Source organism: uncultured Thiohalocapsa sp. (genome assembly GCF_913063425.1).
GTDB lineage: Bacteria > Pseudomonadota > Gammaproteobacteria > Chromatiales > Chromatiaceae > Thiohalocapsa.
Genome location: NZ_CAJXYK010000002.1, coordinates 104,322 through 130,516 on the forward strand (window position 1 = coordinate 104,322; position 26,195 = coordinate 130,516).

Annotated in this window: 24 protein-coding genes; 9 read left to right on the plus strand and 15 right to left on the minus strand. The window is 70.0% G+C overall.

Annotated features, from left to right (window positions below):
• Positions 1 to 155 precede the first annotated feature (155 nt).
• Positions 156 to 4,106: a PAS domain S-box protein gene (locus tag QZ607_RS01405; RefSeq protein WP_295878779.1), complete on the minus strand. Its 3,951-nt coding sequence runs from the start codon at positions 4,104 to 4,106 to the stop codon at positions 156 to 158.
• Between the two features lie 403 nt (positions 4,107 to 4,509).
• On the opposite strand from QZ607_RS01405, the gene QZ607_RS01410 reads away from it, so the two are divergent.
• Positions 4,510 to 5,610, plus strand: a complete 1,101-nt coding sequence (locus tag QZ607_RS01410; RefSeq protein ID WP_295878782.1) for an ABC transporter ATP-binding protein — start codon at positions 4,510 to 4,512, stop codon at positions 5,608 to 5,610.
• A 7-nt stretch (positions 5,611 to 5,617) separates the two neighbouring features.
• Positions 5,618 to 6,772, plus strand: a complete 1,155-nt coding sequence (locus tag QZ607_RS01415) for a RuBisCO large subunit C-terminal-like domain-containing protein (RefSeq protein WP_295878785.1) — start codon at positions 5,618 to 5,620, stop codon at positions 6,770 to 6,772.
• Positions 6,773 to 6,787: 15 nt separating this feature from the next.
• Here QZ607_RS01415 and QZ607_RS01420 read toward each other — a convergent pair whose 3' ends face one another.
• From QZ607_RS01420 to QZ607_RS01445, 6 genes are all read right to left on the minus strand, one after another.
• A complete protein-coding gene (locus QZ607_RS01420) occupies positions 6,788 to 8,065 on the minus strand; it encodes an MFS transporter (protein ID WP_295878793.1) in 1,278 nt (425 codons plus the stop codon).
• A 264-nt stretch (positions 8,066 to 8,329) separates the two neighbouring features.
• Positions 8,330 to 9,706 carry a tRNA lysidine(34) synthetase TilS gene (gene tilS / locus QZ607_RS01425; RefSeq protein ID WP_295878795.1) on the minus strand — a complete coding sequence of 459 codons (1,377 nt, stop codon included), beginning with the start codon at positions 9,704 to 9,706 and terminating at the stop codon, positions 8,330 to 8,332.
• 46 nt (positions 9,707 to 9,752) lie between these two features.
• On the minus strand, positions 9,753 to 10,709 hold the full coding sequence (locus tag QZ607_RS01430) for an acetyl-CoA carboxylase carboxyltransferase subunit alpha (RefSeq protein WP_295878797.1): 957 nt from the start codon (positions 10,707 to 10,709) through the stop codon (positions 9,753 to 9,755).
• A gap of 134 nt (positions 10,710 to 10,843) precedes the next feature.
• Positions 10,844 to 11,014, minus strand: a complete 171-nt coding sequence (locus QZ607_RS01435) for a hypothetical protein (protein WP_295878800.1) — start codon at positions 11,012 to 11,014, stop codon at positions 10,844 to 10,846.
• Positions 11,015 to 11,064: 50 nt separating this feature from the next.
• Positions 11,065 to 12,354: a DNA polymerase IV gene (gene dinB / locus QZ607_RS01440; RefSeq protein WP_295878803.1), complete on the minus strand. Its 1,290-nt coding sequence runs from the start codon at positions 12,352 to 12,354 to the stop codon at positions 11,065 to 11,067.
• A gap of 18 nt (positions 12,355 to 12,372) precedes the next feature.
• Positions 12,373 to 13,005, minus strand: coding sequence for a L,D-transpeptidase (locus tag QZ607_RS01445; RefSeq protein ID WP_295878806.1), 633 nt, complete (start codon positions 13,003 to 13,005; stop codon positions 12,373 to 12,375).
• 190 nt (positions 13,006 to 13,195) lie between these two features.
• Here QZ607_RS01445 and QZ607_RS01450 point away from each other — a divergent pair, with 190 nt between their 5' ends.
• Positions 13,196 to 13,654: a nitrous oxide-stimulated promoter family protein gene (locus QZ607_RS01450; protein ID WP_295878809.1), complete on the plus strand. Its 459-nt coding sequence runs from the start codon at positions 13,196 to 13,198 to the stop codon at positions 13,652 to 13,654.
• A 54-nt stretch (positions 13,655 to 13,708) separates the two neighbouring features.
• Here the strand turns inward: QZ607_RS01450 and QZ607_RS01455 are convergent, their stop codons facing one another.
• The 4 genes from QZ607_RS01455 to QZ607_RS01470 form a co-directional block, all read right to left on the minus strand.
• Positions 13,709 to 14,284 (minus strand): NnrU family protein, encoded by a 576-nt coding sequence (locus QZ607_RS01455; protein ID WP_295878814.1) that lies wholly within the window; start codon positions 14,282 to 14,284, stop codon positions 13,709 to 13,711.
• A gap of 67 nt (positions 14,285 to 14,351) precedes the next feature.
• Entirely contained in the window at positions 14,352 to 15,437 is a 1,086-nt protein-coding gene (locus QZ607_RS01460; protein WP_295878966.1) for an AI-2E family transporter, read from the minus strand.
• Between the two features lie 261 nt (positions 15,438 to 15,698).
• Positions 15,699 to 16,115, minus strand: a complete 417-nt coding sequence (locus QZ607_RS01465) for a hypothetical protein (protein ID WP_295878821.1) — start codon at positions 16,113 to 16,115, stop codon at positions 15,699 to 15,701.
• Positions 16,116 to 16,127: 12 nt separating this feature from the next.
• Positions 16,128 to 17,042: a LysR family transcriptional regulator gene (locus QZ607_RS01470; RefSeq protein ID WP_295878823.1), complete on the minus strand. Its 915-nt coding sequence runs from the start codon at positions 17,040 to 17,042 to the stop codon at positions 16,128 to 16,130.
• Positions 17,043 to 17,510: 468 nt separating this feature from the next.
• Here QZ607_RS01470 and QZ607_RS01475 point away from each other — a divergent pair, with 468 nt between their 5' ends.
• Positions 17,511 to 18,827, plus strand: a complete 1,317-nt coding sequence (locus tag QZ607_RS01475) for a porin (RefSeq protein ID WP_295878826.1) — start codon at positions 17,511 to 17,513, stop codon at positions 18,825 to 18,827.
• A gap of 348 nt (positions 18,828 to 19,175) precedes the next feature.
• Here QZ607_RS01475 and QZ607_RS01480 read toward each other — a convergent pair whose 3' ends face one another.
• From QZ607_RS01480 to QZ607_RS01490, 3 genes are all read right to left on the minus strand, one after another.
• Positions 19,176 to 19,655: a DsrE/DsrF/DrsH-like family protein gene (locus tag QZ607_RS01480; RefSeq protein WP_295878827.1), complete on the minus strand. Its 480-nt coding sequence runs from the start codon at positions 19,653 to 19,655 to the stop codon at positions 19,176 to 19,178.
• A 139-nt stretch (positions 19,656 to 19,794) separates the two neighbouring features.
• Positions 19,795 to 20,025 (minus strand): sulfurtransferase TusA family protein, encoded by a 231-nt coding sequence (locus QZ607_RS01485; RefSeq protein ID WP_295878829.1) that lies wholly within the window; start codon positions 20,023 to 20,025, stop codon positions 19,795 to 19,797.
• A 162-nt stretch (positions 20,026 to 20,187) separates the two neighbouring features.
• Positions 20,188 to 20,514, minus strand: a complete 327-nt coding sequence (locus QZ607_RS01490; protein ID WP_295878831.1) for a rhodanese-like domain-containing protein — start codon at positions 20,512 to 20,514, stop codon at positions 20,188 to 20,190.
• Between the two features lie 239 nt (positions 20,515 to 20,753).
• Between QZ607_RS01490 and cysG the strand changes: the two genes are divergently transcribed.
• Both cysG and QZ607_RS01500 read left to right on the plus strand, forming a co-directional pair.
• On the plus strand, positions 20,754 to 22,187 hold the full coding sequence (gene cysG / locus QZ607_RS01495) for a siroheme synthase CysG (RefSeq protein WP_295878833.1): 1,434 nt from the start codon (positions 20,754 to 20,756) through the stop codon (positions 22,185 to 22,187).
• Positions 22,184 to 23,014, plus strand: a complete 831-nt coding sequence (locus QZ607_RS01500) for an ABC transporter substrate-binding protein (protein WP_295878835.1) — start codon at positions 22,184 to 22,186, stop codon at positions 23,012 to 23,014. The genes cysG and QZ607_RS01500 overlap by 4 nt, the downstream gene beginning before the upstream one ends.
• Before the next feature lie 83 nt (positions 23,015 to 23,097).
• Here the strand turns inward: QZ607_RS01500 and QZ607_RS01505 are convergent, their stop codons facing one another.
• On the minus strand, positions 23,098 to 23,769 hold the full coding sequence (locus QZ607_RS01505) for a rhodanese-like domain-containing protein (RefSeq protein ID WP_295878969.1): 672 nt from the start codon (positions 23,767 to 23,769) through the stop codon (positions 23,098 to 23,100).
• Between the two features lie 73 nt (positions 23,770 to 23,842).
• On the opposite strand from QZ607_RS01505, the gene QZ607_RS01510 reads away from it, so the two are divergent.
• The 3 genes from QZ607_RS01510 (at position 23,843) to QZ607_RS01520 (ending at position 26,087) form a co-directional block, all read left to right on the plus strand.
• Complete coding sequence (locus QZ607_RS01510) at positions 23,843 to 24,382, plus strand: protein disulfide oxidoreductase (protein WP_295878839.1); 540 nt, start codon at positions 23,843 to 23,845, stop codon at positions 24,380 to 24,382.
• Between the two features lie 127 nt (positions 24,383 to 24,509).
• Positions 24,510 to 24,770, plus strand: a complete 261-nt coding sequence (locus QZ607_RS01515; RefSeq protein ID WP_295878841.1) for a zinc ribbon domain-containing protein — start codon at positions 24,510 to 24,512, stop codon at positions 24,768 to 24,770.
• 387 nt (positions 24,771 to 25,157) lie between these two features.
• Positions 25,158 to 26,087 carry a DUF5996 family protein gene (locus tag QZ607_RS01520; RefSeq protein ID WP_295878843.1) on the plus strand — a complete coding sequence of 310 codons (930 nt, stop codon included), beginning with the start codon at positions 25,158 to 25,160 and terminating at the stop codon, positions 26,085 to 26,087.
• Positions 26,088 to 26,195 lie beyond the last annotated feature (108 nt).

Below are 26,195 nucleotides of genomic sequence, written 5' to 3' on the forward strand. Positions count from 1 at the left end.
GGCCATCAGCGCTGACCATGACAGCCCAACGACCCCGAGCCCGCGACCACGGCCGCTGGTCCCCGGATGACTGGTGGTCATTATGGCAGTGCACGGCGCCGACGCCAGCCCGGCGGGCGCAAAGGTTTCCTGATGAGGCGCGCCTGCCGGCCGGGTCAGGCGCTGCGCCCGGCCCCCGTTGCGGGTATCTGGGCGCCCCCGTCGATGCCGCAGCGTGGCAACTGCTCGCGGATGGCGGCCAGCAGGACATCGGCGCCTGCGGTCTTGTCGACATAGGCGCAGGCCCCGGCGGCGAGCATGGCGGCGGCACGGTCCGCCTCCTGGTACATCGACAGGCCGATCACGCACACCCCGGGGTGCTCTGCGCGCAGCTGCCGCGTTGCCTCGAGCCCGTCCATACGCGGCATGGAATAGTCCATCAGCACCAGCCGGGGCGCCAGCCGTGCCACCTGCTCCAGCGCCTCCGCGCCGTCGCAGGCCTCTCCCACCACCGTCAGGTTCGGCTCGTCCGCCAACAGCGCCTTCAGGCCCTGGCGGACCATGGCATGGTCGTCCACCAGCAGCACCGACACCTGTGCCGGCTCAGCGCCTGCGTTGCCGTCGGGCGACCCGGCACCGGCGGCTGCGCCGGCCGCCTCGGCGCCGATCGGCAGGTCCCGCTGCGGCGGCCGATCCGACGGTGCCCGCAGCACCACGCGGGTGCCGGCGCCGGGCCTGCTGCCGATGTCACAGCGACCGCCCAGGCAGCGCAGCCGCTCGCGCATGGCGAGAATGCCGAAGCCCGTCCCATCGGTGTCCCCGGCGGTGAGTCGGGCGGTGTCGAAGCCGCGGCCGGCATCCCGGACTTCGAGGCAGAAGCACCCGTCGTCGTCGCGGCAGGTCACCACCTCGGCCTGCTCGCACTGGGCATGCTTGACGACGTTGAACAGCGCCTCGCGCACGCATTCGAAGAGCACGCTGCGCACGTCCTCGGACTGAACCGGGATGTCCACTTCGAGCCGCAGGGACACATCGAGCCCATGGTTGTCATGCATGGTACGGGCAAGCCATTCCAGCGCCGCATCCATGCCCACGTCGTGCAGGATGGGCGGACCGAGATCCGCCACCAAGGTGCGCGCGGCATCCACCGACTGGCGCAGCAGGTCCCGCAACGATGCCAGCGCGTCCTCGATGTCCGCGCCGACGGCGGTGGCGGGCACCAGCCCCGCCTTGCGCACCCGGCGCGCCACGCGCTCCACACCCATGGCCGCGCCCACCAGCAACTGCTGAAGATGGTCGTGCAGGACCTTGGCCAGGCGCTCGCGCTCGCGCTGCTCGGCCAGGGTCAGGGCCGAGGTGAGTCGGCCCAGCTGCTCGGCATGGCGCTCCAGGGTATCGTGGGACTCTCTGAGGGCATCCTCCGCGGCCTTGCGGTCGGTGATATCCATGGTGGTGCCGACAGTTCCCTGGCATTGGCCGTCGTCCGCATAGACCGGCCGGGCGAAGGTCTCCACCCAGCGCCATTCGCCGTCTGCGCGGCGGACCCGACACTGCCCCTGAAAGGCCTCGCCCAGGCCGAGCTTCGCGAAGAAGGCCTCGCAGTAAGCGTCGCGGTCGTCGGGGTGGAGGGCGTCGAGCCACTGCCGGCCCAGGCAGGCGGACTCGGCCCGGCCCAGGTACTCCCGGTAGGTCTTGTTGACCATGGTGCAGTTGAGGTTCGGGTCGTTGACCCAGACCAGCACGGGCAGCTCGTCCGCCATGATGCGAAAGCGCCGCTCGCTCTCGCGCAGGGCCGCCTCCGCCTCGCGCCGGGCCTCTATGCGCTTGCGCTCGGTGATGTCTTCGTAGACCACCAGCGCGCCGAGCTCGCCCACCGACAGCGGCGCGGCACTGACCTTGAGCCAGCGCCGGTCGCCGTCTGCGCCCACCAGCACCATCTCCTGATCGCGCACGACGGCGCGCTCCCGCCAGGCGCGTACCGAGGCGTACTCGGCGGCGGGCAGCGGCGAGCCGTCCGGGCGCTGGATGGACCACTCGGGTCCGTCGATACGCCGGCTGGTGTGCTCGTCCAGGCCCACGCCCAGCATCTGCTCGGAGGTCGGATTGGCCTCGACGATGGCGCCCTCGCGATCGCAGACGGTGATACCGAGCGGGAAGTGCTGGAACAACGCCTGATACTTGGCGAGCGCCAGATCCCGTGCCGCTTCGGCCCGGCGTCGCTCGGTGACGTCCACCGAGATGCCGGCCACCGCCGTCACCCGGTCCGCCGCATCGCGCAGCGGGAAGCGGGTCGAGAGCAGGACACGTGTACCCTGCGGCCAGGGAATCACATCCTCCGAAGATTCGGTCTGCAACGACACTGCAACAGCCTGGTCTTTAGCGGCGATCTCGGCCGCCGCCTCAGGCGGCAGGATGTCCTCCGGGCGCTTGCCCTGAACCTCCGCATTCGTGTGTCCGAGCAATGCCTCGCAATGGCGGTTCACCAGTGTATAGCGTCCTTGCAGGTCCTTGATAAAGATCCCCACCGGCGCGTTGTCCAGCATGCTGCGGAAACGTGCTTCGGAGTCGCGCACCGCCTGCTCCGCCACCCGTCGCGACTCGACGTCCACCAGCACACCGAACTCCCGGGCCGATTCCAGCTCCTCCCGCCGCCAGCGACGCGCGTGCCGACGTACCGTCTCCCGCCAGGCGGCGAAGGACTTGCGCGGACTGATGCGCCCGTCCGCGTCGACAGCGGCGGCCTTGTCCGGATTACCGCCCCAGGTGACGTCTTGCAGCAGCTCACCGCGAAAGCACAGAAGCTTGAGGCCGGTGGCGTCCGACAGGGGCTGCATGAGCACTCCCGAGGCGGTGTCGGCCAGATCTTCGGTGCCGGGGAAATCGCGGCTCAGACAGTCCGTGGCGAACAGGTGCGCGCCCGGGCTCACGGCGCACTCGCCGAGCCGGGCCGCGAGTGCCGCGCAGCGCTCCGGCGGCGGCGTGACCCCGCCGGTGACCACCGGCCCGTCCTGCACCAGGGCGACACCGTCGGCGGCAACGGCATCCAGCACGTCCCGGAGCTGCGGGCCGCGAATCAGGTCAGCGAGGCCATCCCCCGCGCGCATGCCGGTGATGACGCGCTCGCGACAGGCCTTGAGCTGCGCCCGGTAACGCTCGGAGTGCTGCGCCTCCAGCAGCGCGATCTGCGTGGCGAGGTCCTGCGCGAGCCAGCCCACCAGCTCCCGCAGCCGGCCCGGCAGGGATCGCGGGCTGCCGTGATGGCAGGCGACCAGCCCCCAGAGCCCGCCGTCGCACACCAGGGAGCCGGTGAGTGTCGCCCGCACGCCCATGTTGCGCAGGTATTCCAGGTGCACCGGTGAGACGGCACGCAGCGCACTGAGCGACAGGTCGATGGGCACGGCGTCGACGTCACCCGGTGCCGCCCGCAGGGGTGCGGGCGGGGCGTGCACGTCGGCGACGATGCGCGTGGGGCTGCGCAGGTACAGCGCCCGGGCCTGCCGCGGGATGTCCGAGGCGGGATAACGCAGGCCGAGATAGGGCTCGCAGGCATCGGTGCGCGCTTCCGCGATCACCTCGCCATGCCGGTCGTCGGGGTCGAAGCGGTAGATCATCACCCGCTCGAAGCCCGTCAGCACCCGCAGCAGCTTCGCCGCAGCGTCGAGCCTGCGCGAAAGGGTCGGCTCGGCGCGCACGGCGCGCATGCCGGCCAGGGCCTCCCGCATCCGCCCATCCACTTCGGCCGCTGTCCAGTCCGCGGGGTCCGGCTCCAGGTCCAGCACCAGCTGCGTGCCGCTTGCGTGCACCGAGCACCAGAAGCCCGCCGCCGGCGCCGCGGGCGGGCGCCACGGGAAGGTCGCGGGGTGCACAGGCTGTGCCTGCCAGCGCTGGGCGGCGGTGCGCACGGCGGCGGCGAGATCCTCACCCAAGGCGGCTTCCAACGGCCGCCCCAGCAAGGTCTCGGCTGGGAGCCCCAGCAGGTCTGCCGTATTGCGCGAGGCCCGGCGCACCGTCAGCGTCGCCCCCGCCAGCACCAGCACCACCCCCTGCGACTGCACCGCCTCCGGATACTCGATGGGCTCGCGGTCGCACAGACTGAGATCCGGCATTGGGGTGGTGTCCGGCGTCAAGGCTGTCCTCGCTCTGGTGTCGTTATGCTGGGCGCAGGCGCGCCGCGTCGAGTCGAGTCGCCGCAGCGCCCGCCCTGCGGCGGCGGGCACGGGGCATGCTAACGCCTGCAAATGCCGAGGGCATTTCTCTGAGATTGCAACACTCTGCGCAGCAGTGCCCAGCCTCAGGCGACGACCGACCGCGAATCCCTGAGCAGATGCCGGCACGACTCCGTATCAGCGCGGGCAGCGTGCACCCATGTCAGGCCGCTCGGCCGGCGTGTGTCCGGGCGACCATGGTTGGGACGAGTGCCTGTGATCGACCGCCCGGATGACGGATAATCCCGCGTCGCCGCCGGCGACAGCATCTTTCACCAGGCCCGGGATTCCCCGGGCAGCCGCAACCCGACAGTCCGACACCCCCATGCCCCCCGCCCAGGACGCCGCCGCCCCCGAGCCCATCCAGACCGCCGCAAGCCAGCTCTCGGTGCTGGAGGTGAGCGTCGCCTACGGCGACAACACCGTGGTGCAGGATGTCTCCTTCGTGCTGGAGCCCGGCAACATCGGCTGCCTGCTGGGGCCGAGCGGCTGTGGCAAGACCACACTGCTGCGCGCCATCGCCGGCTTCGAGCCCCTGAGCCGCGGCGAGATCCGCCTGCACGGCGAGCTGGTTTCCCGCCCCGGCTTCACACTGGCACCGGAGCAGCGGCAGATCGGCATGGTGTTCCAGGACTTCGCCCTCTTTCCGCACCTGAGCGTGAGCCGCAACATCGCCTTCGGCCTGCGCGACCAGCCCGCCGCCGCCCGCCGGCGCCGGGTCGGCGAGCTGCTGGAGCTGGTGGGGCTCACCGGTGCCGCACGCCAGTACCCGCACGAGCTCTCCGGCGGCATGCAGCAGCGGGTCGCCCTGGCCCGGGCCATGGCGCCGCGCCCGCAGATCCTGTTGCTGGACGAGCCCTTCTCCAGCATGGATGCGGACCTGCGCGAGCAGATCGCCCGCGAGGTCCGCGACGTGCTGAAGCGCGAGGGCATCACCGCCATACTGGTGACCCACGACCAGCTGGAGGCCTTTGCGATGGCCGACCTCATCGGCGTCATCGGCGGCGGGCGGGTGCACCAGTGGGGCAGCGGCTTCAGTCTCTACCACGAGCCCGCGGACCGCTTCGTCGCTGACTTCATCGGCCAGGGCGTGCTGCTGCCCGCGAGCGTCCATGACGACATCCGCGTCAAGACCGAGCTCGGACGCATCGCCGGAGAGCATCCCCACGGCCTCGCCCCCGGCACGCCGGCGGAGGTGCTGATCCGCCCCGACGACATGGTCTACGACGAATCGAGCCCGCGGAAGGCCGTGGTGGTGGAGCGCGCCTTCCGCGGCGCCGAGTTCATGTACACCCTGAGGCTCGGCAGCGGCACCGAGGTGCTCTGTCTGGTGCCGAGCCACCACCGCCACGCCGTGGGCGAGGAGATCGGCGTGCGCCTGCAGGCGGATCATCTGGTGGTGTTTCCGGTGCGGGAGGGGGAGTAAACGTGAAATGACCATCGAAGATCCCGTCGCGCTGGCACTGAGCGGTGAGCGCTTCGCCGCGCGCTGTCGCATCCGCGCCGACGATGCTGCGGCGGCGCTGGTGCGCGCCCGCGAGATCTGCCTGGAGCAGACCGTGGAATTCCCGGATGCGCTGATCCCGAATACGGCCATCCGCGAGCAGATCGTCGGCGCCCCGGATGCGCCGGTGGCCGTCGGCGACGGCGCCTGGGACGTGACCATCCGTTACCCCGTTGAAGCCGCCGGCGGCGAGCTGACGCAGCTGCTGAACGTGCTTTTCGGCAACGTCGCCCTGCAGCCGGGCGTCAGGCTCATGGACATCGCGCTGCCGCCCGCCCTGGCGCAGGGCTTGCCCGGGCCGCGCTTCGGCATCAGGGGGCTGCGCCGGCTGCTCGACGTGCACGACCGGCCCCTGCTCTGCACGGCGCTCAAGCCCATGGGCCTGTCCGCGCCGGCCCTGGCACAGCTCGCCTATGAGCTGGCGCTCGGCGGCATCGACCTCATCAAGGACGACCACGGGCTCGCCGACCAGCCCTTCTCGCCCTTCGCCGAGCGCGTGCCCCGCTGCGCGGCGGCCGTCGCCCGCGCCAACCAGGAGACCGGCCGCCGCTGCCTCTATCTGCCGAACGTCACGGCGCCCGCCGCCGCCGTCGGGCCCCGGGCGCGGGCCGCACGCGACAGCGGTGCCGGCGGACTCCTGTTCTGCCCCGGGCTCGCGGGCTTTGATGCCATGCGCGGGCTCGCCGCCGATGACGACCTCGCACTGCCCATCCTGAGCCACCCCGCCCTTGTCGGCGGCCTCGCGCTCAGCCCGGACACGGGTCTCAGCCCGCGGATGCTCTACGGCCGGCTCAACCGCCTCGCCGGCGCCGATGCCGCCATCTTCCCACACCTGGGCGGGCGCTTCGCCTTCTCCGCGGCCGACTGCCGGGACATCGCCGCCGGCTGCACCGATGCCATGGGCGACACCGCCCCCATCTTTCCGGTGCCCGCGGGCGGCATGAAGCTGGCCCGGGTGCGCGAGCTGTGTGAGTTCTACGGCCGCGACTGCATGCTCCTCATCGGCGGCGACCTCCACGCCCTGGAGCCCGGCGAGGACCTGGTGAGCCGCTGCCGGCGCTTCGTGGCCCTGGCCGCAGGCTGACGCCCGCGGCTGCGCTCACTCCGCCCCCTTGGCCCCGACGCGCAGCAACGGCAGCAGCAACAGCGAGCCCAGCACCATGGCCGCGGCGGCAAGGTAGAGCACGGTGTCGAAGCCGAAACGGCTCGCCAGCACCCCTGCCCCGAAGGCGGCCGCCACACTCGCCAGCGCCGTGGTGGAGTTGAGAATCCCCACCGCCTCCCCTTCCGCCATGGTGGACAGCGCCGCCGCCCAGGCTGTGCCGGCGACGATGAGCGGCGACCAGGCCACCGGCAGCAGCACGAAGGCGAGCGGCCCCAGCACCGCCACCCCCGCCGGCTGCCAGATGGCCAGTGCCGCCATGGCACCGACAGAGGCGAGGCTCATGAGGCTGCCGGCGAGCACCACGGCACCGTCGCCGATGCGCTGCCCGAGCACACCCGAGGGCGCATAGGCGAACACGCCGATGCCGGCACCGACGGCGTAGTAGACGGACGAGGCCCCGGCACCGACGCCGTAGACCTGCTGCATCAGCAGCGGATACAGGTTGTAGACCAGCCAGGTGCCGAGCATGATCAGCAGCCAGCACAGCATGAAGAGCGCGTAGGGGCTGCGCAGATCCGCGAGGAAGCGCCCGAGCAGCGCCCCGGTGGCGGGGCCGATGTGGGCGTGCGGGAACATCTGCCGCGGCGGTGCGTGCCGACGCGCCGCAACGCCCTCGCCAGGCCCGGCGGCCGGCGCCGCGGGCGCGTGCTGCGCCACCCGCCGCCCCCGCGGTGCACCGATCAGCCCGAGCAGCAGGCCCGGCAGCATCAGCGCGGCGGACGCCAGCATGCCCCAGGCCGGCGCCTGCTGGAGCAAGGCCGCGAGCCCGAGACCCGCCGCCTGGCCGACGCCGTAGCAGGTCTGCATCCAGCCGATGCGCCGGTCCCACTCCTGGCGCGGGCGAAACTCCACGATGAACATCGACGCCACGGTGTTGGTGGCCGCGACCCCGAGCCCCTGAATCAGCGCCAGCACGAACCATTCCAGCACCGTCTGCGCATACGGAAACAGCCCGAGGCCGACGGCCAGCAGCAGATAGCCGGCGGCGTAGATCAGCCGATGCCGCCCGCTGCCATCCGCCAGGGCGCCGAACAGGGGTGCCGTCAGCTGGCCCATGTACAGCGCCGCAACCACCAGCCCCGCCTCCGCCGGTCCCGCCGCCCCGCCGACGATCAGCGGCACCAGAATCGGCGCGGTGCCGAGCACCACCAACCCCTGAAAGGCATAGCCCCCGTACCAAGGGGACATGGACGCGAATGGGCCTGACTGCATCCCCGACGACTCCCGACTGCTGCGATGACGCGGCGGCGACCATGCCACAGGGACTGACCCCATGTCGATGTGCAGGAAGGCCGCAAGCCCGGAGCGCAATCAGCACATGCTCACCCTGATACGGTTCCTGAGCCTCGCGGAACACTGATGTACGCCTGACGACTCCGCCAGGCCGACGCCAAGCTCCGGCCGGCGCTTCTTGCGTTGCCGCAGTTTTGCACGGGCTGCGGTTGCCGCTGTCATCCCGTTGCCGGAACCGGACGGTCACCGGCCGCCGCCGCGGGTGAGGTCCACGACGGGCGAGAGCCAGCCCTGCCGCCCCCAGGGATGCCCTTCCCAGATGAGCTGCTTGAGCCCGGTGCCGCAGAGCCGGACGCCGCCGACACCGGCGAGGGCGCTGTCCAGGCACAGCAGCGGCACCTGCGGCCGCAGCCAGGCCGGCACACCGGCCTCCTGGAACAGGGTCTTCAGGTCCGCTGCGGGCCGCCCGGGACGGGCACAGCGCAGCCCTGGGACGCCGAAGCACACACGCACCTGCGCCGGCATCGCTGCGTCGTGGAGCACCCAGCGCAGGGTCCCGAGCGGGGGCGGCAGTGACAGCGACGCGGCTCCGGGCAGCGGCAGCAGGCAGCTGCCGGGAGCCGGCGGCTCCGGCAGCGGGGACAAGGCGTACAGCGCATCCCGATGCCGGCGCACCTCGCAGCCGGGCCAGGCCACCAGCGGCTGGCGGTCGGCGCCCGCCTCCAGCACCTCCGTCGTGATGCGGCGCAGCCGATCCGCGTCCGGCACCGGGAAGTCCAGGCGCAGGAGCCAGCGGCGCAGCACCAGGCGCTGGCGGGGACCGGACAGTCGACGCAGACCGGCCATCGAGAGCGCCCGCGGGAGCACATCGCCGGTGTCGCCGGCGGCGCCGAGCCCTTTCAACAGCGCGTCGGCGAGCTCGTCCAGCAGCGCCGCCGCCTCGGCGCAGTGCGCCGCGGAGCGCGCCAGGGTGCGGTCCAGCGCGGGCCAGCGCTCGCGCAGCCGCGGGATCACCCGGTGGCGGAGGCGGTTGCGGTCCAGCGCGGCGTCGGCGTTGCTCGGGTCCTCCACCCATTTGAGGCCATGGGCGCGGGCATAGTCCAGGATTGCCGCCCGCGGCAGCTCCAGCAGCGGGCGCAGCAGGGTGCCGGCGCCGAGGCGGGCGCGGGCGGGCATGGCGGCAAGCCCGTGCGGACCTGCACCGCGGAGCAGAGCGAGCAGCAGGGTCTCGGCCTGGTCGTCGCGGTGCTGGGCGGTGGCCAGCGCCTCGCCCGGTTGCAGCAGCGCCCCAAAGGCACCGTAGCGGGCCTCGCGGGCAGCGGCCTCAGGGCTCTCGCCGGCGGTCGGTTGCAGCCCGAGCTGCAATACCTTCAGGGGAATCCCGAGCGCTGCACAGACCCGCTGGCAGTGCGCCACCCAGGCGTCCGCCGCCGGCTGCAGGCCGTGGTGCACATGCACCGCGGCAAGATCCAGGCGCAGCGGCACACGCAGCCGGGCGGCGGCGTGCAGGAGTCCATGGGAGTCGAGCCCGCCGCTGTAGGCGATCCAGAGCCGCCCGCCGGCGGCGGGGGCCAGCGCCGCGGCGAGGCGCGCATCGGTGAGCTGGTCGGCGGGCCGCATGACAAGCCGGCTGGAGCCCGGCCGGGTCAGGTCAGTGCCCGACGCCTCAGTCCTTGAGCCGGCCGTAGCTGCGGAGCCGATCGTAGCGGGTGGCCAGCAGCTGCTCCATGGACATGGCTTCGAGCTCGCCCAGGGCCTCGATGAGGGTGTCGCGCAGGGAGCCCGCCATGGTGTCCACGTCGCGGTGGGCACCGCCCAGGGGCTCGGGCACCACGGCGTCCACCAGGCCCAGGTCGTAGAGACGCGAGGAGGTGATGGCCATGGCCTCGGCGGCGAGCTGCGCCTTGTCGGCGCTCTTCCAGAGGATGGACGCGCAGCCCTCCGGCGAGATCACCGAATAGGTGCTGAACTGGAGCATGATGAGCCGGTCGCCGACGCCGATGGCCAGCGCCCCGCCGGAGCCGCCCTCGCCGGTGACGGTGCAGACGATGGGCACCCGCAGCGTGGCCATGACCTGGAGGTTCCGGGCGATGGCCTCGCTCTGGCCGCGCTCCTCGGCACCGACGCCGGGATAGGCCCCGGGGGTGTCGATGAAGGTGAAGATGGGCAGCCCGAACCGCTCGGCGAGCTGCATCAGCCTGAGCGCCTTGCGGTAGCCCTCCGGTCGCGGCATGCCGAAGTTGCGGTGGATCTTCTCTTTGGTGTCGCGGCCCTTCTGGTGGCCGATGATGACCACGGCACGGCCGTCGAGGCGCGCGAGACCGCCGACGATGGCGTGATCGTCCGCAAAGGCACGGTCGCCGTGCAGCTCCTGGAAGTCCTCGAAGATACGCCGGGCGTAGTCGAGGAAATAGGGCCGCAGCGGATGCCGGGACAGCTGCGAGACCTGCCAGGGGGTGAGGCCGGAGAAGATCTGCTCGGTGAGCGCGCGGCTCTTCACCTGGAGATGCTCGATCTCCTCGGCGATGTTGATCTCGTTGTCGTCACCGACGTGCTTGAGCTCCTCGATCTTGGCCTCGAGCTCGGCGACCGGCTGTTCGAAGGGCAGAAAGTTCAGATCCATAACCGCCCGATTCTACCGCGAGAGGAACCCCCGAGGACAGTGAGGATGTGCTGCAAAGGTCACCTGGACCTGAGCGGCGGCACCGGTGCGGCCGCCCTGGGCCGGCACCGCGATGCGTGCGGGTCGCCGCGCGCTCAGCGCTCCTGCTTGCCCTCTCCATCCGCGTCTGCATCCGCATCGACGATGCGCACCTGCTGCCGCCCGGCGCCCTTGGTGGGCTTGCCCGAGCCGTCCCGGGACAGGCCGATGGCGATGGCGATCATCAGGATCACGGCGATGACGAGGACGATGTTGGTCAGCAGCATGACAGGCTCCGGCCGCGGTGCATGAGACCGACGATTCTAGCATCAGGCCGTCATCGCCCCGCAGCGTCGTCCGGCGCAGGGTCGGCAGCGTCCGGGGACCGACCCCGGGACCGATCCTCAGGGATCGCGCCCGCCTCCGCCGGCTGCACGGCGCCCGCCGCCAGGCCGAAGCCCAGCACACCGTCGCCGAAACGGGCGTTGACGGCATCCAGGGTCTGCGCGAGCCGGTTGTCCCGGCGTGGGGCATCGGCGGCCTCGAACAGGTCCCGCTGGTGCGGCTGCGGGCCCGACTGCGGCCCCAGCTGCGGTTCCGTGAGGGCCGCCAGACCCAGGCCGATGAGCCGCACCGGCGCCTGCGGCAGCCCGCCGTGCTCGAACAGGCGCCAGGCCTCCGCCAGCAGCACGCGCTCGCTGTCGGTGGGCGCCGCGAGCCGACGCTGGCGGCTGTGGGTGACGAAGCCCGCGTAGCGCACCTTGAGCGTCACGACGCCGCCGGCGAGGCCGCCGGCACGGGCGGTGTGTGCCACCTCGCCGGCGAGCTGGCGCAGCCGCGCATGCAGCAGCGCCGGGTCGGTCTGGTCCTGGGCGAAGGTCGTCTCCTTGCTGATGGACTTGCGCGGGGTATCCGGCACCACGTCGCTGGGGCCGATGCCGCGCGCCTGGGCATGCAGGGCCGCCGCAAGCCGCGGCCCCAGGTGGCGCTGCAGCTCGGCGATGGGGCGGCGGCGCAGATCGGCGACGCTGCGGATGCCGAGCCGCTCCAGCCGCGGCAGCGTGCGCGCGCCCACCCCGCGCAGCACCGCCACCGGCTGCGGATCCAGAAAGGCCTGGACCTGGTCCGGCGCCACCACCGTGAGCCCGTCCGGCTTGCGGTACTCGGAAGCGAGCTTGGCGATGAGCCGGTTCGGGCCGATGCCGACCGACGCCGTCAGCCCACAGGCGTCGCGGATGCGCCGCTTGGCGAGCGCGCCGATGGCCGCGGGTGGGCCGAAGAGCCGCTCCAGGCCGGAGACGTCCACGCAGGCCTCGTCGATGGACACGGCCTCCACCAGGGGCGAGATACCGTCCAGCTCGCGGCGGATGCGCCGGGAGACGGCGGCATAGTGCGCCATGCGCGGGCGCAGGTAGACGGCATCCGGGCAGCGGCGGTACGCCTCGGCAATGGGCATGGCGGAGCGGATGCCGAAGCGCCTGGCCTCATACGAGCAGGTGGCGACCACCCCGCGCCCGCCCGGGCGCGCCCCCACCACCACCGGGCGACCGCGCAGGCTCGGGTCGTCGCGCTGCTCCACCGCCGCATAGAAGGCGTCCATGTCCAGGTGCATCACCCAGCGCTGCATGCGCCACCCCGCCTGGGCTTACTCCACCACGGTCACCGCATCACCCACCTGCATGCGGGCGTAGACGAACTTGGCGTCGTCGTGGCGCAGGCGCACACAGCCGTGGGAGGCGTTCTCGTTGGGCACATAACCCTCGTGCACCCAGTAGGGCCCCCGGAACTGGAGCGCATAGGGCATGGGCGTGGGCCAGTTGAAATAGTTGGTGTAGCTGCCGGAGCGCTTGTCGATGTCCTTGGCCGTGACCCGGAACTCACCGCGCGGCGTGGGATGCTCGGCGACGCCGGCGGAGACCTTGCCGGACCAGACCAGGCGCTCGTCCTCGTAGTACTCGAAGCGGCGATCGCCAAGCAGGATCTTGAGCTCGCGGGCGTCCGCCGCCGGCAGGGTCGCCGGGTCCGGCGGCAGCGGGATCACCTCCTGCGAGACGGGCGCCAGCTGGGCCTCGCGCCGGGCGACCTCGGAGACATTGCCGGCAAGGGCGGTAAGGCTCTGCTCGGCTTCGACGGCGACAGGGGCGACGCCAGCGACAACGCCAGGGGGCGTGCCCCTGGTCTCGGCGGCAATGTCGTCCGGCAGCGGCGGATAGGGTTGCGTCGCACAGCCGGCGAGGAGCAGCACCGGGCCGAGCAGGAGCAGCAGAGGTGTGTGCATCGGGTCGATTCCTGGTTTTGATCACGCTGTCGGAACGGTGCGGGTCCGGCCGGGTGCGAGCCTCACCACAGCCCGCCGGCATGGGGTGGCGACGGTCTCGCAACAGGGGCGCATCTGTCAGGCTGACGCGATGTCAACATTTATTGACAATCATCAACCAAGCTTCGCTGTCAGGTTCCATAATGGCGCCATGCAGATGCGAACCCGACCCCCACGCGCCGCCGGCCTGCGCCCCGCCAACCACGGGCGGCGCATTGAGCGCGAGCGCCGCACCATCGCCGCGATGATCGGCATCTACTGCCGCGACCACCATGGTCAGGCCACCGCACCAAGCCCTGCCGGCACCGGCCCCACGCCGGACAACGCGCTGATCGGGAGCCCCGATACGCGGGACAGCGTCGGGGACGCGCTGCACGCAGACCACTGCCCGGACTGCGCCGAGCTGCTGCGCTACGCCAACCAGCGGCTCGACGTCTGCGTCTTCGGCGAGTCGAAGATGCCCTGCAACGACTGCAGCGTGCATTGCTACAGCGCGAGCCGGCGTGGGCGCATCGTCGAGGTGATGCGCTACGCCGGCCCGCGCATGCCCTGGCGGCACCCGCTGCTCGGGCTCATGCACCTCGTGGACAAGCTGCGGGCCAGGTTCTGACCCCGCCCGTCGCGCAGGCGCCCATCGCCGGCGCGCCGGCGCCGCCCACCGGCCTCAGCCGATGGGCGACACGCCCATGAGCCAGCGGTGCAGAAACAGAATGAAGGCGACGTAGAGCACGAGCCCGCCCACCACGGCGATGAGATCGTTCCACTTGCCCGCGGGTGCCGAGGGCACCGACGGCTGCTCGCGGCGCTTGAGCGAGATGCGGTCCGCCACGGCCCAGGCGAGGAAGCCGCCGAACAGCAGCAGATCCGCCAGCGTCCCGTTGGCGAGCAGGTGGGCCGTGGCCCAGATCTTTACCGCCAGCAGCATCGGGTGCTTCACCGCGCGCTGGATGCGCCCCGGCAGATAGGCGGCCAGCAGGAAGGTGAAGGCGGGCACCATCAACAGCAGTGACACGTGCCGCAGCCACACAGGCGGCTGGTACAGCAGCACCGGGTCGGTAGTGCGGGCCGCGCCATAGCCGAGGATGATCAGCACCAAGCCCACCACGGCGATGGCGCCGTAGCCGAGCTTCCACGGCACCTCGCCGAAGCGGCTCACGGCCTGCGCCCGCCAGTGCGGGCGCACGATGGAGACGGAATGGACGCCGAGGAAGAGCGCCAGGCCGAGGATCAGTTGCAGCATGAGGGGTCCTTGGAAAGCGTCGGCAAAGGGTGGCGGCTGATGCGTGCGGGGATCGGCCTCGACCTGCTCAGGCGTCGCGTTGCAATGCGTCGCCGCCCGGGCGAGGCGCCGCCGGCCGCGGCCAGGCACTCAGGATAGCCTGCACCACCGTGGCCAGCGGAATGGCGAAAAACACCCCCCAGAACCCCCAGATGCCGCCGAACACCAGAATCGCAACGATGATGGCCACGGGGTGCAGGTTCACCACCTCCGAGAACAGCACAGGCACCAGCACATTGCCGTCCAGCGCCTGGATGATCAGGTAAGACAGGGTGAGCCACAGGAACTGCGCGCCCCAGCCCCACTGGAACCAGGCGATGAGCACCACGGGCACGGTCACCACGGACGCGCCGATGTAGGGGATGATCACCGACAGCCCCACCAGCAGCGCCAGCAGCATCGCATACTTGAGGTCGAAGGCGGTGAAGGTCGCGAAGCTCACGGCCCAGACGATGAGGATCTCCCAGAACTTGCCGCGGACGTAGTTGGACAGCTGCCGGTCCACGTCCCGCCACACCGTGCCGGCGATGGCCCGATGACGCGGCAGGTAGCGCCGGAACCAGCCCAGAATGAGGTGCTTGTCCTTCAGGAAGAAGAACACCAGCAGCGGCATCAGGATCAGGTACACCAGCAGCGTGATGACGCCCACCAGCGAGGACAGGGACACCGACACGAGCGTCTGACCGTAGCCCACCACCTCGCTGCGCATGGCATCCATGGCGGCATCGATCTGCGCGGCACTCACCAGCTCCGGATAGCGATCCGGCAGGGCCATGAGCAGATGCTGCCCCTGTGCCAGCATCTGCGGCAGCTGCTGCACCAGGTCCGACACCTGCCGGTACACCAGCGGCAGCACCCCAACCAGCACCGAGATCACGAACGCCAGGAACAGCACGAACACCAGCAGCACCGCCGCCAGCCGCGGCCAGCCGTGGCGCTCCAGCACCAGCACGAAGCCCTCCAGCAGATAGGCGATGACAATGCTCGCCAACACCGGCAGCAGCATCTCGCCGAGCACCAGCACCACGGCGCCGATGATGACGACAGACACCGCCAGCACCATGACCTGCGGGTCCGAAAAGTGGCGCCGGAACCAGTCGCCCAGCACCTGCATGGGGTTGGCAGGGCGCGGCGGAGGGTCTTCGTGGCGGGATACGATCTCCTGCTGAGGAAGCGCGGACAAGGGGCTGCTCCGGCGGCGGCAAGGCTGGGGATGGGCGGCGGGACGGTGGGCCGGCGGTTAGGCGGCGTTCAGGCGGCGGTCAGGCGGTGCTCACTCAGCTGGCAGGCCGCGTGCGCCGCTGCCGGCCACGCCTCGGCCTGGGCCGGGGCCGGGGCCGGGGCCGGGGCCATCCGACCAATCACGCGCCCGGGCTCAGGCGCCGTCGTCCCGCATGGCCTCGAAGCGCGCCGCGAACAGGGCCTCGAGCTCGTCGATGACGGCGGCGGCGGCACGGCCCTGGAGCACGTGAGCGGCCATGAGCGCCGAGGTTTCGTGCAGCATTGTACCGCTGTCCAGCATCGGATAGCTGCGTCGCAGGCGTTGGATGGCGGCCACCACGGACTCCTCAGGGGGGCGGGGCTCCAGCCGGGGCTCCGCCAGGGCGGCCTGGTCGGCCCCATCGCCCGCTGTGCGCTGGCTCTCCCGCTCGGCCAGGAACTCAGCAAAAGCCAGTAGCGTCTGTTGGGACGCGGCATCCAGTGCCCGGAACCGGCGCAGCAGCCGCCGCTCGTCCGCCGAGCCCGGCTGCGCCTGCATCGGTCCTTGTGGCAGCGTGAGGGGCGGCAGCATCAGGCAGGTCGCTCAGACGACATCGTGGGACTGGTGGCTCTTGCAGTAGGCGCGGGCGAATTCCAGCAGCTCTTCCATGACCCGAAGCTTGAACTTCTGCTTCTGGTGCACGAAAGAGAAGGGTCGCACCAGCGGCGGGTCCAGCGCCAGCGTCACCAGGGTACCGAGGCTGAGCTCCTTCTGCACCGTGGCCTTCGAGACCACGGAGACGCCCATCCCCGCCTCCACCGCCCCTTTCACCGCCTCGGGGCTGCCGAGCTCCATGGACACCTTGAGACCGGCGGCGCAGTCCGGCAGGCCATCGAGGTAGTCGTTGATGACGTCGCGCGTGCCGGAGCCCTCCTCCCGGCAGATGAACGGGAAGTCGAGCAAAGCGCTGAAGTGGATCTGCTGATTGGCGGCGAGGGGATGTCCCCGCGGCACGATGGCCACGAGCTGATCCTGCTTGCAGGTCTCCACCACCAGGTTCCGGTTGCCCACCGGCGACTCCACCACGCCCAAGTCGATGGCATTGCTCTCCACCATGGACACGATGCCGTCGCTGTTGGACACCTTGAGGTGGATCGAGACCTCAGGGTAGCGCGCGTTGAAGTCGCCGAGCAGCGTCGGGAGCATGTAATCGGCAATGGTGGTGCTGGCACCGATGGTGAGCGCGCCGCTGATCTCGCCGGTGATCTCGCGTACGCCGTTTTCCATCTCGCCGTAGAGCTCGAAGATGCGGTCCGCGTACTCGAACACCCGGTGGCCGGCGTCGGTGAGGCTGATGCGGTTGTGGGTGCGGTCGAAGAGCCGCGTGTTGAAGTGCTCTTCGAGCTGGCGCACTTGGAAAGTGACCGCCGGCTGCGTCATGTGCAGCGACTCAGCCGCCTTGGTGAAGCTCAGCATCCGGGCCACGGTGTGAAAGACCTGCAACCTGCGGTCGGCCATCGCGGAACCTCGACAGGGAAAAAACAGCGCGCCCCGGCGGTCGGACCGACGCCCGGGACATGCGCCCGGCCGCCGTCGGATGTCAGGGGCTGGTGTGTCGCAGTGCCCCGTCCGACACGCCGCATGTGCGACAGGCAGCTGATCTTCGGCGCGGCTGCGTGCACTTCCACCACGGCCGGGAGACTGGGCACCGATAGATTGCACTTATAGCACATCGCTGCCCGCCGCACCGATTTTTCCACAAAATTCAGATGCTTTCTGTGTGGATACCCGAGCAGAGGCGGCTGCCTGACCGGCGCTTCGGCACCGCTGTAACCCCGTGCCCCGCAACACGCATATGTGAATTCACAACATAACTGGAAAAATGCAACAGAGTGGCGTATCTTTACCACCCAAGCCGGCCCCAGACACGGGCCCAGACGCCGGCCCAAGGTGCAGACAACGACCATCCAACGGGGGATTCCAGCGATGCGCCGCATGCATTTTCCGCTCTCCGCGGTCGCCGCCGCAGTGCTTGCAGTCTGCGCTGCTGAGCGCAGTCACGCTTCCGGCTATGCCGTGCCCGAGCTCTCCACGGCTGGGCTCAGCACCGCCAATGCCATGGTGGCCAACCCGGACGAGCGCGGCGCCATCATCTACAACCCGGCGGCCATGGCCTTCCATGACCAGAGCCTGATCAACGCCGGCATGCTGTTCCTGGGTCCCGATCTCAGCGTGGACATCCCCGGCGGTGGCGGCGATGCCACGACCGCGGACTGGTTTGTTGCACCAATGATACAGGCGTCGATTCGCATTGACGAGCGCTGGTCCGCCGGCCTCGGCGTCACCGCCCCTTTCGGCCTGGAAACCCGCTGGGCCCCGAACACCTTCCCCGAGCTCACCGGTACCGCGCCCCTGCCCTCGCCGCCCTTTGCGCCGGGCAGCCGCATTCCGCTGAGCCCACAGCCCACGCAGAGCAAGCTTGAGATCCTGGACTTCACGCCCACGGTGACCTACCTGGTGACCCCCCAGCTCGCCGTGTCCGCAGGCGCGGACATCTACTGGGCGAAGGCCGCGCAGCTGGACTCCACGCTGACGCAGCTCGAAGGGGACGGCGGCGGCTGGGGCTTCAACCTGAGCGCCATGTACGTCAAGGATCGCTTCAGCGCAGGCATCAACTTTCACTCCGCCCCCACCCTGACGCTCGACGGCACCTACTCGGTGCTCGATCCGCGCCTGGTGGCCATCGGTGCCAACCCGAGCCAGACGGCATCGCTGGACCTGGACCTGCCCTGGCGGCTCCAGCTCGGGGTGCGCTACGAGGTCATCGAGGACAAGCTCGCTGTGGAATTCGACTGGACGCGCACCGGCTGGAGCGAGTTCCAGGAGATCGAGGTCAAGGGCGACCTGAACGGCGCCATCCTCAGCCGGGACGAGAACCAGTGGGATGACGCTGACGCCTTCCGGATCGGTGCCACCTATGACGTGCGCGACGCAACCCAGCTGCGCGTCGGCTACGCCTTTGATAAGACACCGCAGGGCGACGATTACTTCAGCGCACGGGTGCCCGACAACGACCGCCACCTGTTCAGCCTCGGCGTGGCCCAGAAGCTGAACGAGCGCATCCAGGTGGAGTTCGGCTACATGTATGTGCTGTTCGAGGACCGCGACTACCGCAGCAGCCGGCCCTACGACCCGCTGACGGCGCCCGCCGAGATCAACGGCACCACCGCATTGAACGGCGACTACTCCACCGACGTGCACATTTTCGGGCTCGAAGTGAGCACCAGCTTCGACGCCTTCTGATTCACCGGTGTCGGCCGGCAGCGGCCGGCGCCGAAGCTTCCCCCAAGGCGCGGCAGCAAGTCGCGCAACCTTAAAGGCCGCCCCGGATTGGGGACGGCCTTCTTTTTCGCCCGACAAGCGCCCTCCGGCAGGACCTGCGCCGCAACCCGGCGGGCTCTGTCATTCCGTGCTGTGCCGATGCCGTCGACACCTGGGCCAAGCCTGATGCGGAACGGCCGGGCGTCGGTGCAGTCAAGCACTGCGCCTGCTGCCCGGCACTGGGTGCCCGGCCCTGGGTGCCCGGCCCTGCAGCGATCCGTCGCGGCGGCTGCCTGCCGACAGGGGCCGGGTGGACCGCCGCCGCGCGCGTCAGATGTAGAGGCAGATGTCGCTGTCGCCGGCGAACTCGAAGAAGGCCGCGGCGCCCGCGTACTCGATGCCGTCGATGAACTCGGACTGGTCCATGTCGAACAGATCCACCGTCATCTGGCAGGCGATGAGCTTGACTTCTGCCTCCTGGCACAGCTCGCGCAGCTCGTCCACGCTGGCCACGCCCTTGGACTTCATTTTCTGCTTCATCATGGCCGTCATCATGCCCTGCATACCGGGCAGCGCGAGGCCAAGCACCGGGAACCACTTGTCCATGCCCATGGGCATGGGCATGCCGGGGTTCCCGAGGGGGGTGACTTCCAGGGCCAGCTTCTTCTTCAGGAGCTGAAGGCCGTAGAAGGTGAAGAAGATCTGCGTCTCGTAGCCCAGGGCCGCGGCCGTGGATGCGAGGATGAAGGGCGGATAGGCCCAGTCGAGGGAGCCCTTGGTGGCGATGATCGCCAGCTTCTTCTCGTCCATCGTGTCCTCCAGGCGGACCCGGCTTCGGGCCCGTGTCGTCGTTGGCTTGTGGGCGCTCGGCGCTGCGGAGCGCCCGGTGAATCGGGAGCGCCCGGCCGGACGCCGGAGCAGACGCCGCCCGCGCGCGGTCCGCCGCTGGTCAGGCCTTCTTGATCATGAAGTGGAACTTGCCGCCGTCCTCTTTGGACTCCATCAGCTCGTTGCCGGTCTGCTTGCTGAACGCGTCGAAGTCCTTGACGGACCCCGGATCGGTGGCGATGACGTGCAGGATCTGGCCCGCATCCATGCCGTTCAGGGTCTTCTTGGCGCGCAGGATGGGCAGGGGGCAGTTGAGGCCGCTGGCATCCAGTTCCTGATCGAATTCCGCCATGTGGTTGTACCTCCGCAGGCTCGTGGGGTGAAGGTTGCAGAATATAAGCAAATCAGCAACCGCAAAGATTCTGATTATTAGGCAAAAACCCAGTGCGACGCAACTGCCGTCGGGCGCCGGGCACCGGGCACCGGGCGCCGGCTGCTCCGTCCGGCCGCGCCCTCAGCCGGCGTCGAGGTGACCGATATCGTAACCGTGCCGGGCCCAGGCGATGATGCCGCCGCGCAGATTCAGCGCGTTGTCGTAACCTTGTTGCGCCAGGAACTGGCAGGCATGGTAGGAACGAGCGCCGCTGCGACAGTAGAGCACCACGTCTTTGTCCTTCGGCAGCTCCGCGGCGCGCACCGGCAGCAGGTGCATGGGGATATGCTTGGCGTTGGGTATCGCACCCTGGGCGACCTCCGCCGGCGTGCGAATATCCAACAGCAACAGGTCCTCACCGCCGGCGAGGCGCGCCTGAAGGGTTTCTGAATCGATCTCGTTGACCACGAAAGCACCTACCCTTTGCCCAAGTATTTCAGTATATTAAAGAATCTTCACAGACTCGGCAATCGGCAGCCGGCGGCAAGCGCCCCCTGCCGGTGGTTGGGGATGGGTCTCAGCGGGCGCCGTTTCCAGTGAGCAGGCGCAGTTCCGACACCATTGTCGCACTGCACTGAGCTCGGGGCCGCCCTGAGTGCCATCTCCGTTTCAGCCCCACTGAGGGCCGCAGCCGCGGCCGGACGACCATGGATCTACTTCCCATCTTCCTCGACATCAAAAACGAACCCTGCCTGGTGGTGGGCGGCGGGCCCATCGCGCTGCGCAAGCTCGAGAACCTGCGCCGATCCGGCGCGCGGGTGCGCCTGGTGTCCCCCGCGCTGGTGCCGGAGCTGGCCGCACGGGTGGAGGAGGACCCGGCCATCACCTGGTATAAGCGCCGCTTCGACGACGAGGACCTGCTCGACATCCGCCTGGCCATCGCCGCCACGGATGACCGCGCCGTGAACCGGCACATCGCCGCGCTGGCCAAGGCGGCGCGGGTGCCGGTGAACGTCGCGGATCAGCCCGAGGACTGCAGCTTCATCATGCCGTCCGTCATCGACCGCTCGCCGGTGGTGGTGGCGGTGTCCACCGGCACGGCATCGCCGGTGCTGGCACGCATGATCCGGGCGCGGCTGGAATCCCTGGTGCCGGCGGGCTACGGGCGCCTCGCGGAGCTCTGCGCGCGCTACCGGGACCAGGTCAAGGAGCGCTTCGAGCGCCAACGCGACCGCCGGCGCTTCTGGGACCGGGTGCTCCAGGGTGGTGTCGCCGAGCGGGTGTTTTCCGGCCATCTGCAGGAGGCCGATGCCCACATGGAGCGCGAGCTCGCCGCCGGCGGCAACCCCACGGACCTGGGCGAAGTCTATCTGGTGGGCGCGGGGCCGGGTGACCCGGACCTGCTCACCTTCCGGGCACTGCGGCTGATGCAGCAGGCGGATGTGGTGGTCTACGACCGGCTCGTCGCCAAGCCCATCATCGACATGGTGCGCCGCGACGCAGAGCACGTCTACGTGGGCAAGCAGCGCAACCAGCACACCATGCGCCAGGAGGAAATCAACAAGCTCCTGGCCCGGCTCGCCAAAGAGGGCAAGCGCGTGCTGCGCCTGAAGGGCGGCGACCCCTTCATTTTCGGTCGCGGTGGCGAGGAGATCGACACCCTGGCCGCCGAGGGCGTGCCCTTCCAGGTGGTCCCCGGCATCACCGCCGCCAACGGCTGCGCCTGCTATGCCGGCATCCCGCTGACCCACCGGGACTATGCCCAGTCGGTGACCTTCGTCACCGGGCATCTGAAGGACGGCACCATCAACCTGAACTGGCGCCAGCTCGCCGAGCCGCATCAGACCATCGTGTTCTACATGGGACTGGTGGGCCTGCCGGTGATCGTGGACAAGCTGATCGAGCACGGCGTGCCGCCGCACATGCCCATCGCGTTGGTGCAGCAGGGCACCACCCACATGCAGAAAGTCTACCCGGGCACCCTCAAGACGATTCTCTCCCGGGTGGAAGAGGACCCGCCTGAGCCGCCCACGCTCATCATCGTCGGCGAGGTGGTGAACCTGCGCGACAAGCTCAATTGGTTCAGCACCATCCCGGACCGCGAGCAGGGGGCCACGACGCCCCTGCTGCCGGGCGATTGAGGCACGCCGTCGCCCGCCCCGACGCCGTCAGGCCCGACCGCGCACGCCGCCGCTGGCTGGGCGGGCTGCTGGCGGGCCTCGCGCTCGGCGCACCGCTCGCGGCAGCACAGACCGCCGGCGCGGCGCCGGAGCGCCCGACGCTGCGCCTGGGTGTCGCCGCCAGCGGCCCGCCGCTGGCCTACTTCCGCCGGGGCGTGCTGCGCGGCCTCAGCATCGATCTGGCCCAGGCGCTGGCGGACGGCCTGGACCGCGACCTTCAGATACAGGAGATGCCCGAGGCACGGCTCGTGGATGCCCTGCGCGGCGGGCGTATTGACCTGATGCTCTCCACCCTGCCGGAAGCCGACCTGCGGGCGCTCGGGCTTGCCGCGAGCGCGCCGCTCTTCCAGACGGGGCAGATGGCCCTGATCCGCGCCGCCGACGTCGCCCGCTTCGGACGGCCCGTGGACATCATCACCACGGCGGCCCGCGTCGGCTACCAGCAGGGCACCGCCGGTGCGCGCTTCGTGCAGTCCCGCATGCCGCGGTCGGAGCGGGTGCCCTTTGCGGACGTTGCGGACGGCATCGCGGCGCTGCGCGTCGGCGAGGTCGACCTGTTCATCCACGCGGCACCCACGGTCTGGGCCGTCGCCGCGGACCGCGCCGAAGAGCAGCTCATCGGCATCTTCCAGCCCCTCACCGACGAGCGCGCGGCCTGGGTGGTGCGCGCCGAGGAGCGCCTGCTCCTCTCCGCCATCGACATGGTCCTGCGGCGGTGGCGTGAGTCCGGCAGACTCACGCAGATGGTGAACCGCTGGATGCGCACGCGGGTGGAGGTGGCGCCCTGAGTCAGCAGCCCATCGTCCGCTGCCGGCCGTCGCGCCGGCGGGCCCAGCCTGCGGGCGGGGCTGCGAGATCGCCGGCGGCCCGGTCAGGAGTCCGCCGGCTGCACCGTGGTCAACCCCAGGGACTCCCAGGCCTGCATGCCACCCCGGTACCATTTGATGCGATGCGCCGGATAGCCGAAGCCGAGCAGGGCCTTGATGTTGGTGGGGGACTGGCCGCACCAGGCGCCGTTGCAGAAGAACACCAGGGTCTTCACGGCATCGAAATTCCAGATGCCGTCGGCGCTCGCCGCACCGAGCTCCAGCTGCAGCAGCTCGGCGATCTGCTCGGGCGACGCGAAGGCGGGGTCGAGCCGCTTGTAGGGGATGTTGACGGCACCGGGGATGGTGCCGCGGGCCACCCATTCCTCGGTGCGCGAGTCGATGAGGAGCACCCCCGGGTCGCCGTCGGCGATGCGCTGCATGTAGTCCAGCACCTCCAGCTCGCCGATGGTCTCCACCCCCGGCGCGATCTGCATGGGCTGGACACAGTACGGTGGGCAGGGCCGGCCGGTCTTGTCGTAGGGCGGCTCGATGCGATGGCTCGGGTCCTGGTAGCGCAGCACCGTTATGGTCTCGCCGCCGTGCGGCATCTCGATGTAAGGCAGATCTTCGGCGATCTTGACGCTGAGATTCTGCAGGTCGAACACATCTTCATCGGTGCTCGCGGCAAGGGCGGCCGACGCCGCCGATGCCAGGATCAACGCCGACAGCGCCACTCGGCCCAAGGCCCTGCGCCGCACGCCGCCCTTCTGCGCACCCCTGCACCGTCCATCAGTGAGGAAACAACCGATGTCCGAGTCCGAAGCCCCCGCCAGCCCCGCCGCCGACAAGCCGAAGCGGCGCCGCTGGCGCGGACTGCTGGTGAATCTACTGGTCGTATTGGTCATCTTCTTCGGGGTCCAATGGTATAAGTCGCGACCGCTCGCCTCCGGCAGTGCGCCGCCGCTGTCGGCGCAGACCGTGCTTGGGGCCGAGGTCAGCCTCGCCGCCCTGCGGGGCGAGCCGGTGCTGGTGCATTTCTGGGCCACCTGGTGCCCCACCTGCAAGCTGGAGGAAGGGAGCATCAATGCCCTGAGCCGGGACTATCAGGTCGTCACCGTCGCCATGCAATCCGGTGGCGAGCGGGAGATTGCCGGCTACCTGCGCGAGCGCGACCTGGGCTTCGACGCCGTGGCCGACCCCTACGGCGAGATCGCGAGCACCTGGGGCGTGCGCGGGGTGCCGGCGAGCTTCGTGCTGGACGGCGACGGCGAGATCCGCTTCGGCGCGGTGGGCTACACCCCGGGCATCGGGCTCCGGGGGCACCTCTGGGCGGCGGGCCGGGAGTGAGCCGCAAGAGCCTTCGCGCCAACCGTCCTGCACCGGTACGCCGGGTGGCCGCTGCGCGCACATTGCGGCGGCGGCGCCTGTGGATATAATGGGCGCATATTAGAATGCATCGATATAGGAGCAGACCATGCCCACTTACGATTACCGCTGCGAGGCCAACGGCCGCGTCGTCGAGGTCAGCCACCGCATGAGCGAGAAGCTCGCCACCTGGGGCGAGCTCTGTGAGCGTGCCAACCTGGACTGCGGCGACACCCCCGCCGACACCCCGGTGCAGCGCCTCGCCACCGGCGGCAACGTCATCGGCAGCAGCAACCTCGGCAGCGGCTTCGACCCGGCACCCGCCTGCGGCGCCGGCGGCTGCGGCACCGGCATGTGCGGGCTCAACTGACCGGATTGCGCCCTGCTGGGCAAATCGTGGACCAGTCGTGGGCTCATCGTGGGGTCCATCCTGCACCAGTCGTGAGACAGTCCTGAGCCAGCCCAAAACTCATTGCTGACGCCTGCCCCGGGGCCGCGCAACGCGGCCCCGGCGTCTCTACCCTCCCCCAACAACCCGTCTCGTCACGCGGCACCACGCCGCAGGCCCCTCCACGCGACCCCCGCCGCCGGGCTCGAACGTCCAAACATGGCGGCCATGAGGGAGCCACGCCGCACGACCACTGATGCCAACTCGTTGCGGTGCAGACAAGTCACCTGTTCCGCCGTGGCCGTCGCGTCGGTGCGTTCAGCCCCAATTTCCCGAGGTGACATCGACAGCCACCACCGGAGCCACCCGATGACCGCCACCGACAGCCCCTGGCCCAAGCTCCTCTACAGCGAGTGGGCCGACACCTGCACCACCCTGCACCTCTGGACCCAGATCGTCGGCAAGATCCGGCTGGCGCAGAGCGCCTGGATCAACCACTCCTGGCACGTGACGCTGTATGTCACGCCCCGGGGGCTTACGACATCGCCGATGCCCTGGGGCCGCGAGCAGTTTCAGATCGATTTCGATTTCATCGACCATCGGCTGGTCGCTACCACCAGCACCGGAGCAACGCGGGAGATGGCGCTCTCGCCCATGTCCGTGGCGGCCTTTCACCGGCGTTTGTCCGCGCTGCTCGGGGAGCTTGGTATCGACGTGCACATCAACGCACTACCGAACGAGGTGCCGGACCCTATCCCCTTCCATGCCGACGAGCAGCACGCCAGCTACGACGCGGATGCGGCACACCGCTTCTGGCGCGTGCTGCTGCAATGCGACCGGGTATTCAAAGTCTTTCGCGCGCGCTTCACCGGCAAGTGCAGCCCGGTGCATTTCTTCTGGGGCAGCAACGATCTGGCGGTGACGCGCTTCTCGGGCCGCCCGGCACCCGAGCACCCGGGCGGGGTACCGAACCTGCCGGACCCGGTGACACGCGAGGCCTACAACCAGGAGGTGAGCAGCGCGGGCTTCTGGCCCGGCGGCGGGCCCCTGGATCAGGCCGCCTTCTACAGCTATGCGTATCCGGTGCCGGCGGGATTCGGCGAGCGCCGGGTGGCGCCCGACTCGGCCTATTTCGACCCGACCCTGGGCGAGTTTCTGCTGCCCTACGAGGCGGTGCGCACCGCGGATGATCCGGACGGGACATTGCTCACGTTTCTGCAGAGCACTTACGAGGCGGCGGCCGAGACGGCGCGTTGGGAGCGCAGGCAACTTGAGCGAGAGCCGGTGCGCCCGCGTTGAGCCCCCGGCGTTACTGCACGTCCCGTGGGTCATGTCAGCACTGAACCGCGGGACGAGCCTCAAAGCACCGGCACTTTCTAACTACGCAATACACGAAAGACGCGAAAA

Coding starts and splice junctions, on each gene's coding strand:
- QZ607_RS01410 (WP_295878782.1), top strand. CDS start 4,510: ATGCCCCCCGCCCAGGACGCCGCCGCCCCCGAGCCCATCCAGACCGCC.
- QZ607_RS01415 (WP_295878785.1), top strand. CDS start 5,618: ATGACCATCGAAGATCCCGTCGCGCTGGCACTGAGCGGTGAGCGCTTC.
- QZ607_RS01420 (WP_295878793.1), bottom strand. CDS start 8,065: ATGCAGTCAGGCCCATTCGCGTCCATGTCCCCTTGGTACGGGGGCTAT.
- tilS (WP_295878795.1), bottom strand. CDS start 9,706: ATGCGGCCCGCCGACCAGCTCACCGATGCGCGCCTCGCCGCGGCGCTG.
- QZ607_RS01430 (WP_295878797.1), bottom strand. CDS start 10,709: ATGGATCTGAACTTTCTGCCCTTCGAACAGCCGGTCGCCGAGCTCGAG.
- QZ607_RS01435 (WP_295878800.1), bottom strand. CDS start 11,014: ATGCTGCTGACCAACATCGTCCTCGTCATCGCCGTGATCCTGATGATC.
- dinB (WP_295878803.1), bottom strand. CDS start 12,354: ATGCAGCGCTGGGTGATGCACCTGGACATGGACGCCTTCTATGCGGCG.
- QZ607_RS01445 (WP_295878806.1), bottom strand. CDS start 13,005: ATGCACACACCTCTGCTGCTCCTGCTCGGCCCGGTGCTGCTCCTCGCC.
- QZ607_RS01450 (WP_295878809.1), top strand. CDS start 13,196: ATGCAGATGCGAACCCGACCCCCACGCGCCGCCGGCCTGCGCCCCGCC.
- QZ607_RS01455 (WP_295878814.1), bottom strand. CDS start 14,284: ATGCTGCAACTGATCCTCGGCCTGGCGCTCTTCCTCGGCGTCCATTCC.
- QZ607_RS01460 (WP_295878966.1), bottom strand. CDS start 15,437: ATGCAGGTGCTGGGCGACTGGTTCCGGCGCCACTTTTCGGACCCGCAG.
- QZ607_RS01465 (WP_295878821.1), bottom strand. CDS start 16,115: ATGCTGCCGCCCCTCACGCTGCCACAAGGACCGATGCAGGCGCAGCCG.
- QZ607_RS01470 (WP_295878823.1), bottom strand. CDS start 17,042: ATGGCCGACCGCAGGTTGCAGGTCTTTCACACCGTGGCCCGGATGCTG.
- QZ607_RS01475 (WP_295878826.1), top strand. CDS start 17,511: ATGCGCCGCATGCATTTTCCGCTCTCCGCGGTCGCCGCCGCAGTGCTT.
- QZ607_RS01480 (WP_295878827.1), bottom strand. CDS start 19,655: ATGGACGAGAAGAAGCTGGCGATCATCGCCACCAAGGGCTCCCTCGAC.
- QZ607_RS01485 (WP_295878829.1), bottom strand. CDS start 20,025: ATGGCGGAATTCGATCAGGAACTGGATGCCAGCGGCCTCAACTGCCCC.
- cysG (WP_295878833.1), top strand. CDS start 20,754: ATGGATCTACTTCCCATCTTCCTCGACATCAAAAACGAACCCTGCCTG.
- QZ607_RS01510 (WP_295878839.1), top strand. CDS start 23,843: ATGTCCGAGTCCGAAGCCCCCGCCAGCCCCGCCGCCGACAAGCCGAAG.
- QZ607_RS01515 (WP_295878841.1), top strand. CDS start 24,510: ATGCCCACTTACGATTACCGCTGCGAGGCCAACGGCCGCGTCGTCGAG.
- QZ607_RS01520 (WP_295878843.1), top strand. CDS start 25,158: ATGACCGCCACCGACAGCCCCTGGCCCAAGCTCCTCTACAGCGAGTGG.